The sequence below is a fragment of the Corallococcus sp. CA053C genome, from assembly GCF_003611675.1.
GTDB lineage: Bacteria > Myxococcota > Myxococcia > Myxococcales > Myxococcaceae > Corallococcus.
The window spans coordinates 17053-25946 of sequence record NZ_RAWA01000091.1 but is presented as its reverse complement, the minus strand read 5'-3'; the positions used below and the strand labels follow the sequence as shown (position 1 = coordinate 25946).

The window sequence follows — 8894 nt, the reverse complement described above, 5'->3', positions numbered from 1 at the left end:
GTTCCTCTTCCGGGAGCCCGTCGGGTTCTGATAGGTAGACCCCCCTTTGCTCCATTCCGGAGACCAGGAGCCACTTACATGGCCAACAGCAAGAGCAAGCACCGCCGCGTGCAGATGAAGATCCGTCAGCACCACAAGAAGCGGGTCAAGAAGCAGAAGCTGGCCGCGAAGGCCGCCGCCGCCGAAGGCAAGAAGAAGTAATTCCCGCCCCGGCGCCGCTCCCGGCGGCCCTGGCTCACCGCCGGGTCGCCGTGAAGGGGCGGGTGACGAAGCAACGCTCGCTGGTGTTGCCGTCCTGCCGTGAGTAGTTGCCGGTGAAGTTCCCCCTCAGCCTTCCTCCGAGCCCGCCGTCCGCCGGCCCCCCGGTGAAGGACGCGGTCAGGGTCAGGAAGGTGGTCAACCCCCCATCAGAGCTGGGCAGGGGCGCGCCCGTGAGGCGCAGATCGCCCGTGGCGTACACCTGGCCCTTCAGGGCCACCCCATCCAACGAACCCGTGAGCGTGCCTCCGTCGCGCGCGAGGCTCAGGTCCTTGCCCTCGGGCAGGGCCGGCACGTCCAGGTTGGCGCACTCGGCGGGAAGGCCCGCATCGCTCAGGAAGGCCATGGGGTAGAGCCCCTCCACGGGGGCGCACCCTTCACCACAGTCCGGAACCGCGCCGTCGTCGCCGCAGGCGGGGGCGAGCAGGAGGACGGTGCTGGTGACGAGGGCCGTCGTGACGGCCGCCAGGGGGATGAAACGTCCAGAATTCATGGGTGCGAATCTCCGAGCGGGGCAGGCGGGCTTCCTGGATGGAAATGCCGTTCCTAGGTTGCGTGCAGTCGTTCTGGGGGACGGGGTGGGTCGGTGACGGCGGGCGATACGAAGCGGTGGTCGAATTTCATCTTCGCGGGGCTCTTCGCCATCGCGATGATTCTGTTTTCACGCATCTTGCTGCCGTTCATGATGCCCGTGCTGCTGGGCGGCTTCCTGGTGGTGTTGTTCATGCCCATCCAGGACTCCTTGAGCCAACGGCTCCGGGGTCGCAAGTCCCTGTCGGCTGGTCTGTCCACCCTCGCGGTGTTCCTGCTCATCCTGGCGCCCCTGGCGCTGGTGGGCTGGATGGTGGCCCGCGAGGTCCTCCAGTTCGTGGGCCAGGCGCAGGACCTGTTGGATCAGGTCGACCTGCGCCACCACTTCCTGGCCAGCCTGCCCCGGGGCGTCAGCCGCTACGTGCGGTTCGACCCGGAGAGCTCGGAGACGGAGCGTCTCTTGATGACGGCCGTGTCGGGCGGAGCGGGGCTGCTCGCGGACCTGGTGGGCGCGGGCACGGAGTTCATCGTCAACATGTTCCTGATGACGGTGGCCATGTACTACTTCTTCCTGGACGGTCGCCGGATCGTCAACGAGGTCGCGAAGCTCATCCCGCTGGAGCGCCGCTACTTCGACGCCTTCTCGCACGAGTTCACCGACGTCGCGTACGCCATCATCTACGGCAACACCGTCACCGCGCTGGTGCAGGGCGCGGTGGGCTTCCTGGGCCTGCTGCTCGCCGGGGTGCCACACGCGGGCGTGTGGGGCGCGGCGATGGTGCTGGTGGCGCTGGTGCCCGTGGGCGGCACGGCCCTGGTGTGGGGTCCCATCGGGGTCATCCTCATCGCGGCGAACCGGGTGAGCGAGGGCGTGTTCCTGCTCGCCTGGGGCACGTTCCTGGTGGGCAGCATCGACAACATCATCCGTCCCCGGCTGTGTGGCTCGCGCATGGCGCTGCACCCGCTGCTCGTCTTCCTCTCCATGTTCGGCGGGCTGGCGGTGTTCGGGATGATGGGCCTGCTGGTGGGGCCGCTCATCGCGTCCATCTTCATGGCCATGGTGCGCATCTACCGCCGTGACTTCCTGGGTCGGGCCCCGGAAGCGCAGACAATGCCGGGAGTGCAGGAGGATTCCTCGCCTTCCCTGTCCGTGCCGCCCTCGCCAGTGGCCGCGAGCGTGGGCCATGTGATGAACGCCTGACCCCTCGGCGCCGAGCCTGGACATCGCCGTCGGGCTGGGTGAACCTGCCCGACGCATGACGACCACCGGATGCGCGAGGGTCCCTTCGGGGCTGCTGTGGACCCTGGCCCTCGTCGGAGCCCTCACGGCGCCGACCGCGGCGGCCTCGGACCCCCTGGCCCCGGCCGCCTTCCAAGGACTGCGCGAGGCCCCGTCGCGGCTGTCGCTGCGGCTGGGCGCGGGGCAGGGCAGCGTGAAGAAGGCCTCCTCCGAAGCGGAGCTGGGGGAGCCCACCTGGGTGCGGCTGAACCTGGCCCTGACGGCGACGTGGCGGCGCTACTGCGCGAGGCCCGGCGTGGAGGGGTGTGGCGAATACGAGAGGCTCCCCGAGGAGGATCAGGTCGGGGACACGTCCGACTTCTCCTCGACGCACCCGTACCTGGGCTTCTTGCTGGAGGTGGATGCGCTGCCCCTGGCGCACCGGGAGACGTCGGTGCTGCGCGGGCTGGGCCTGCGGTTGGGGGTGCAGCAGGGCTACTCCTCGTCGGACGTGACGCTCACGGGGGACGGGGGCCAGACGCCGCCGCGCGAGACGACGGCCACCGACACCGCCTTCACGGCGCAGGCGCTCTACCGCTTCTACTTCCGCTTCGGCACCACGCGGCCCCAGCAGGGCTACGTGGGGGCCCGGGCCGGCCTGCAGACGCGCGCGTTCAACGTGGACGAGGCGCAGGACACCCCGCTGTCCGGCACGCACCGCGTGTTCCCGGCGGTGGCGGTGGACCTGTCGGTGCCGCTGTTCAGCTCGGTGCGCCTGGACGCGTCGGGAGGGTTGCTGCTGTCGCCCAAGCCGGGCCACTCGCCGGACGCGGACGGCGGGCGCAGGGCGCAGGAGATCAGCGACTTCGGCACGTCCGTGAGCAGCTTCGGCTGGTCCGCGGAGCTGGGCGTGACGGGGGAGATCTGGGGCCCCCTGGGGTACGACGTGGCCTTCCGTCTGGCGCACTTCCGCGACAGCTTCACTGGCGCCGGCACGCGCACGGGGTGGACGAACGGCGGCGTCGCCGAGGAGACGTACTCCAGCCTGCACGTCGGCCTGATCGGGTCCTACTGACAGCCGCGCTGTCCGCCCCCGGACACCTTCCTGCCCCGCAGGTGTCTGACGCGTCCGCGATGCCTACCCCTTTCCCCCACGGTCGGACGGTGGCCGTGGACCCAAGGGGGGCGTGTCTCGGTGCGAGCAACGCGATGGTGGAGGCGGGGACTGGCGGGCGTGCTGTGCCTGGGGATGGTGGCGTGCGGCGGCGGTGACACCGTGCCTCCGCCGGGGACCGGCTCCGACGACCCGATCAACCCCGGTGGCAGCGGCGGGCCCGACGCGGGCTCGGCCGACGCTGGCACGGACGCGGGTACGCCCGATGCGGGCACGGGCACGGACGACGCGGGCACGGACGCAGGCACGCAGCCGGACGCGGGGACGACGCAGCAGACGTGCGCGCCCACCGCGGGCGACACGCGCTGGGTGCTGGAGGGCGAGGCCTTCACCGCGCAGGTGCGCTGCGGGACGAACCTCACCGGACCCACGCTGCGCTTCGGGGTGAAGAACCTGCCCGCGGGCGCCACCTTCGACGAGTCCACCGCCACGCTGCGCTGGACGCCGGCCCTCAACCAGGGCGCGGTGTGGATGCTCACGCTGGAGGAGCGCACCACCGGGGAGACGGGCACGCTGAAGGTGGGCGTGGCGAACAACGACGCGGCCCCGGGCAAGGTCCCCATCGTGGACCCCGTGGCCTACACGGAGGAGTACGGCCTGCCCGTCGTGCACCTGTTCTTCGACAAGCAGGTGGGCCTCACCTCCGGGTTCTACCGTCCCGCGGAGGTCGTCTACCGGGGCCACCGCTTCACAATGGAGGCGAAGTACCGCGGGGCCACGTCCAGCGTGTTCCCCAAGCGCAGCCTGACGTTCAAGTTCGCGGAGGACGACCTGTTCTCGGAGCCCGTCTTCGGTGACGGCTTCAAGGACCGCAAGCGACTGGTGTTGATCACCCCGTTCAATGACAACTCGTACCTGCGCTCGCGGCTGGCGTTCGACCTGTGGAACAAGCTGGCGCCGGACGCCGTGCGCATCCGCACCTTCTACGTGGTGGTGTACGCGAACAACGAATACCGGGGGCTCTACACGGCGGCGGATCACCCGGACAAGCGCCTGATGGAGGGCAACGGCATCGACAAGGACGCGGACCTCTTCAAGGCCGTGGACGCCGACGCCAACTTCTCCCGGGTCCGGCGCGACGGCGTGGCGAAGGAGCACCTCCACGAGGGCTTCGAGAAGGAGGACGGCACCCCGGAGGAGGGCCAGGCCCACGCGTTCGACACGTTGGACAGCTTCGTCGCCTGGGTCGCGGACTCGAGCCCGGAGGCCTTTCGCCAGGACTTCGGCACGAAGCTCAAGGCGCGTGACTACGAGAACTGGTGGATCTTCAACACGCTCATCCTGGGCAACGACTCGCAGGCGAAGAATGCCTATCACGCGTACGACCCGAAGACGGGCGGCCCGTGGCGCTTCATCCCCTGGGACCTGGATGCGAGCTTCGGGCAGAACTACGACACCACGCGCAGCAGCCCCACGGCGCGGCCCACCTACGCGGATGACAACCTCCTCTTCAAGAAGATGCTGGACGAGTCCACCATCGCCACCCCGATGCGCGAGCGCTACCGCCAGGTGCTGAAGAGTGACGTGAACGAGGCCACGGTGCAGGCGCTCATCGACGGGTACGTGAAGGAGCTGGGCCCCAACGCGCAGCGCGAGGAGGCGCGCTGGGCCGCCGAGTACGATGCCTTCGCGAAGCCAGACACCCTCGGGCACCCCAACTTCCCGGACTGGCACCTGCGCCAGGACTTCAACACCCACGCCGAGGAGGTGGAGTACGTGCGGCAGTGGGTGCACACGCGCTGGACGGCGTTCCAGTCGCAGGTGCCTTGAGGCTCGGACCGGGTCTCAGCGGGGTTCGGCCCTCTTGAAGCGCAGCTTCTTGAGGGCCTCGAACTTCGCCCGGTCGCGGGGTGGGGTGGTGGCCACCAGCCCGTCGAGCATGCGCTTGGAGCTCTGGTAGATCTCCTCGACGGCGACGTCGAAGGCGTCGGTGTTCTGCTTCGACGGCTTGCGCGTGCCGGCGATCTTCCGGACGAACTGGAGCGCCGCCGCGCGGACGTCATCGTCGGTGGCGGGCGGCGCGAAGTTGAACAGGGGCTTGATGTTCCGGCACATGCCCCGAGTCTAGGCCGGCGCGCGGACGGGGCCTACCACTGGGCGGGGTCGGCGTCGGCGTAGGTCGTACCGGCGGCGATCTCGTCGAACCAGATGCTGCGGCTGGCCTGGCTGCCCTGCATGTAACCGTTGTCGTACCAGCCATTCGCGTAGAGGCCGACGCGGAACTGGAAGTACCGGTCGTCGGACACGGTGGTGCTCAGGTTGTACTGCTCCAGCACCTTGGTGCCGTCGAACCAGAGCTTGTAGAAGCCGGTGCCGTCGCTCGCCCACTTCGCCTGGATGATGACCTTGTGCCACTCGCCCGCGGTGATGGTGGCGAGGTTGCCGAACGTGACCGTGTTCTGGTTGCAGACGGAGCCCTGCTTCACGCGTGTGAAGAGCTGGTTGCCGGAGATCCACACCATGCTGGACGGCATGTAGTCGTCGCAGCCCGTGTTGGAGAAGTCCGCGATGAACTGGGCGATGTTGTAGGACTGGGGCTGGAACTGCCAGTCGGCCTGCAACCGGAACGCGAAGCCGTAGAAGCCGGTGTCCCCCCGGCGGTACACGTTGTTCCTCACGACCTCCGAGTGATAGCGGCCGGTGTACGCGGGGTCGTAGATCTGAGTCACCTTGATGGCCGTCGGTCCCTCGTAGGTGACGTTCGTCACCTCGTTGACCGACCCGTTGTGCTCCCGGTTGATGGAGTTCCATCCGGAGAGCGTGCCGGTGTTGCGGAAGATCTCCGCCGCCTCCGCCACCAGACCGAACGCGAACAGCGACACCCCGACAGCGACACCAACGTCCTTGAGCTTCATGGCGTGAGTCCTTCCTGGAGTTTTATGATGCGATTGGTTCTATAGCGTTTTGCTCGTTTTCCAAGCTAAATCACAGGCAGACCCGTTAGGCTGTCCCTTCCTCCTGGGAGGCCTCATGAACGGCGTGCGTTGCCTGCTATTGAGCCTGGTTTGGGTGCTTTTTTCCGCGCAGGGTGCATTCGCGGCGCAGGGAGAGATCCTGGCCCGTCCCTATGGAACGGTGCCTGGGATGAGCCTCGGCTACTGGGAGTACCTGCCCCTGGACTATGACGACAACGCGACCGGGAGGTATCCGCTCGTGATCTTCCTGCACGGGACGGGGGAGGTGGGCAACGGCAGCGCCGCGGCCCTGGAGAAGGTCATGGGCATCAACGCGCCGCCCCGGCTCATCCGCAACGGGCGTGAGTTCCCGTTCATCCTGATCGCCCCGCAGCGCTTCAACGCGTTCATCTCCGTGGCGGAGATCGACGCAATCATCGAGTTCGCGAAGGTGCACTACCGGGTGGATGCCAGCCGCGTGTACCTCACGGGCATCTCCGCGGGCGCCATCCAGGTCTGGGCCTATGCGGCGGTCCACTACGACAAGCTCGCGGCCATCGTGCCCATCGCGGGCAATGGCAACAGCCTGAACCTCTGCCCGGCGGCGGCGGCGGGGCTGCCCGTCTGGGCCTTCCATGGCTCGGCGGACGGCACTGTTTCCCCGTATGGCTCCATCAACCCCGTGAAGGCGCTCAACACCACGTGCTCGCCTGTGGCGAATCCCGCGGCGCTGCTCACGCTCTATCCCGGCGTCGGTCACGACTCGTGGGGCCGCACGTATGACGGCTCGGCGGGGCATGACATCTACACGTGGATGTTGGGCTACTCCCTCTGACGCCACTGGAACGGCTCCATCCGTGCGGCCTGCTCCTCGTGGGTGGGGCTTCCAGGAGCAGCCCTCGCTCTACCTGATGGTGAGGGGCAAGGACCGCATCTCGCTGAGCGTGGACAAGGACGGGAAGACGCACGTCGAGGGCGTGACGCCGCCGCCAGAAGGTCGGTAGCGAAGAAGCCCCGACGGGGTTAGCGTGCGGGATGCGTGCGAGGCCCCGGGGTGGGGCCTCGAGCCCGGACGAGGTGCGCCGTACCCGGTCACGACAAGACGACGCCTTCACGGGAGTCGTGCGTCATGTCGTCGTGGATCCTCCTCGTCATCGCCGGGCTGCTCGAAGTGGGCTGGGCCATTGGCCTCAAGTACACGCAGGGCTTCACCCGCCCGCTCCCCAGCCTCCTCACCGTGGCGGCCATCATCGCGAGCATGGGCCTGCTGTCCTTCGCGGCGAAGAGCCTGCCCATCGGCACGGCCTACGCGGTCTGGGTGGGCATCGGCGCGTTTGGCGCGGCGGTGCTGGGCATGGTGCTCTTCCAGGAGCCCGCCACCGCGCCCCGGCTGTTCTTCCTGGGCCTGTTGCTCGTCGCCATCGTGGGGCTGAAGGTCACCAGCGGTACGCACTAGGATGCAGCGCACCGCCGCTGTGGAGGAGTCCCCATGCTCGTCGTGTACCAGTCCCTGGAGTCCGTCGGGCACAAGGAGACCACGGGGCACTCCGTCGTCAGTGGCAACTCCTTCAAGCACAGGGCCCAGACGAATGCGGGCAAGGTGTACGACCTGGACAACGCGGACCGGAAGCTCACCTTTCCGGTTCCGCACTACGACTTCGCCACGAAGAAGATCGTGGGCAAGGACATGGAGGTGGAGTTCGCCACCGGTCCTGAGTCCAAGTCCTTCTCGGAGACGTTCAAGAAGGGCCAGGACGCGGACGAACTGCTGGAGTTCCTATCGGGCGTCATCGACACCATCGTGAAGAGCACGATGAACCGGACGAGCACGAACGGTGGGTTCACCAGCCGCCCGCCGACGCTCATCGTGCTCGGGGAGCTGTATGGCGATGAGCTGATGGGGAAGATCATCCTGGGCTACGAGGTCATCTACGGCATGAACCCCACCGGGGACTCGCGCCACCGCTTCACGGTGCTGAAGCAGCAGCACAGCCAGATCGACGAGTTCGACCTGAAGATCCACCGCTTCGATACGCTCTCGGACAAGAACAAGGATGAGAAGGCCATCTGCATGACCCTGACGGTCATGGGGTGGCTGATGGCCTTCGTGCACATCCCGAACCACATCTGCGGGAACGCGGCGAGCGTCGTGGAGTACCTGAAGTTCAATGCGATGCGCTCGACGGGCAAGGAGGAGCTGGACCTGCTGATTGGTGACACCAACCAGAAGAGCTCCGGCTTCATGTCGTCAGCGCTGCAGGGCCAGCTGGGCGGTACGGACTGGGTGAGCAGCATCCACGGCGGCGAGCAGGAACTCGTGGGCTATGGGGGCCACAGCACGTTCAGCATCTCGGGAACCAACAGCGGGTTTGATACCCACTTCGACATCGCGTGTACGCACCACGCTGTCGCCAAGATCAAGGACAACAAGGTCGTGGGGAGCGACACCACGGACCCGGCCTACGATCCGGCCTTCGTCTTCCACGGCCTCACGGACAAGTACACCGAGCTCAACAACAAGGCGTACGCCTACAGCGATCACAACGGCGTGATCATCGAGGTGCTGCGTCGCAAGGACGTCCAGGCCTACAAGGCCCATCGCAGGAACTACATCCTTTGCCGCAGCTGCAATGGGAGGTTGACGGGCATCGAGACGCTCACAGGCATCCACCTCAACTGCCGGACCCTGGCCCTCACCTATGTCCCCAAGAACGACGGGTCGCTCAAGCGCGTGGCAACGCACCAAACTCCCAGTCCCACGAAGAAGCGCAAGCTCAATCCGGGTAAGGGTGACGATGATCAGGACCTGTGAGAGGAG

At 67.3% G+C, this 8894-nt stretch carries 11 protein-coding genes and 1 riboswitch; of the genes, 8 read left to right on the top strand and 3 right to left on the bottom strand.

Annotated elements, in window-relative coordinates:
• The first annotated feature begins 78 nt into the window (after positions 1-78).
• Complete coding sequence (locus tag D7V97_RS15035; RefSeq protein ID WP_120611322.1) at positions 79-201, top strand: aminopeptidase; 123 nt, start codon at positions 79-81, stop codon at positions 199-201.
• A 34-nt stretch (positions 202-235) separates the two neighbouring features.
• Here the strand turns inward: D7V97_RS15035 and D7V97_RS15030 are convergent, their stop codons facing one another.
• Positions 236-751, bottom strand: a complete 516-nt coding sequence (locus tag D7V97_RS15030; protein WP_120611321.1) for a hypothetical protein — start codon at positions 749-751, stop codon at positions 236-238.
• 93 nt (positions 752-844) lie between these two features.
• On the opposite strand from D7V97_RS15030, the gene D7V97_RS15025 reads away from it, so the two are divergent.
• The 3 genes from D7V97_RS15025 (at position 845) to D7V97_RS15015 (ending at position 4952) form a co-directional block, all read left to right on the top strand.
• Positions 845-1990 carry an AI-2E family transporter gene (locus D7V97_RS15025; protein ID WP_199728815.1) on the top strand — a complete coding sequence of 382 codons (1146 nt, stop codon included), beginning with the start codon at positions 845-847 and terminating at the stop codon, positions 1988-1990.
• Between the two features lie 55 nt (positions 1991-2045).
• Positions 2046-3083 carry a hypothetical protein gene (locus D7V97_RS15020; protein WP_199728814.1) on the top strand — a complete coding sequence of 346 codons (1038 nt, stop codon included), beginning with the start codon at positions 2046-2048 and terminating at the stop codon, positions 3081-3083.
• A 120-nt stretch (positions 3084-3203) separates the two neighbouring features.
• The gene (locus D7V97_RS15015) at positions 3204-4952 is read left to right on the top strand and encodes a CotH kinase family protein (protein WP_368668918.1); all 1749 of its coding nucleotides are present in this window, start codon (positions 3204-3206) and stop codon (positions 4950-4952) included.
• A gap of 15 nt (positions 4953-4967) precedes the next feature.
• On the opposite strand, the gene D7V97_RS15010 is transcribed toward D7V97_RS15015, so the two are convergent.
• Complete coding sequence (locus tag D7V97_RS15010; RefSeq protein WP_120611318.1) at positions 4968-5237, bottom strand: DUF2277 domain-containing protein; 270 nt, start codon at positions 5235-5237, stop codon at positions 4968-4970.
• A gap of 32 nt (positions 5238-5269) precedes the next feature.
• Entirely contained in the window at positions 5270-6037 is a 768-nt protein-coding gene (locus tag D7V97_RS15005; RefSeq protein ID WP_120611317.1) for a polysaccharide lyase, read from the bottom strand.
• A 229-nt stretch (positions 6038-6266) separates the two neighbouring features.
• On the opposite strand from D7V97_RS15005, the gene D7V97_RS15000 reads away from it, so the two are divergent.
• The 4 genes from D7V97_RS15000 to D7V97_RS14990 all read left to right on the top strand — a co-directional run bounded on the left by D7V97_RS15000 (position 6267) and on the right by D7V97_RS14990 (position 8888).
• Complete coding sequence (locus D7V97_RS15000; RefSeq protein ID WP_233582825.1) at positions 6267-6911, top strand: dienelactone hydrolase family protein; 645 nt, start codon at positions 6267-6269, stop codon at positions 6909-6911.
• Between the two features lie 22 nt (positions 6912-6933).
• Positions 6934-7080: a hypothetical protein gene (locus D7V97_RS44645; RefSeq protein ID WP_158623365.1), complete on the top strand. Its 147-nt coding sequence runs from the start codon at positions 6934-6936 to the stop codon at positions 7078-7080.
• Between the two features lie 37 nt (positions 7081-7117).
• Positions 7118-7188, top strand: a riboswitch (guanidine-III (ykkC-III) riboswitch).
• A 17-nt stretch (positions 7189-7205) separates the two neighbouring features.
• Positions 7206-7532 carry a quaternary ammonium compound efflux SMR transporter SugE gene (gene sugE, locus D7V97_RS14995; RefSeq protein WP_120611315.1) on the top strand — a complete coding sequence of 109 codons (327 nt, stop codon included), beginning with the start codon at positions 7206-7208 and terminating at the stop codon, positions 7530-7532.
• A gap of 33 nt (positions 7533-7565) precedes the next feature.
• Positions 7566-8888: a hypothetical protein gene (locus D7V97_RS14990; protein ID WP_120611314.1), complete on the top strand. Its 1323-nt coding sequence runs from the start codon at positions 7566-7568 to the stop codon at positions 8886-8888.
• Positions 8889-8894: the final 6 nt, after the last annotated feature.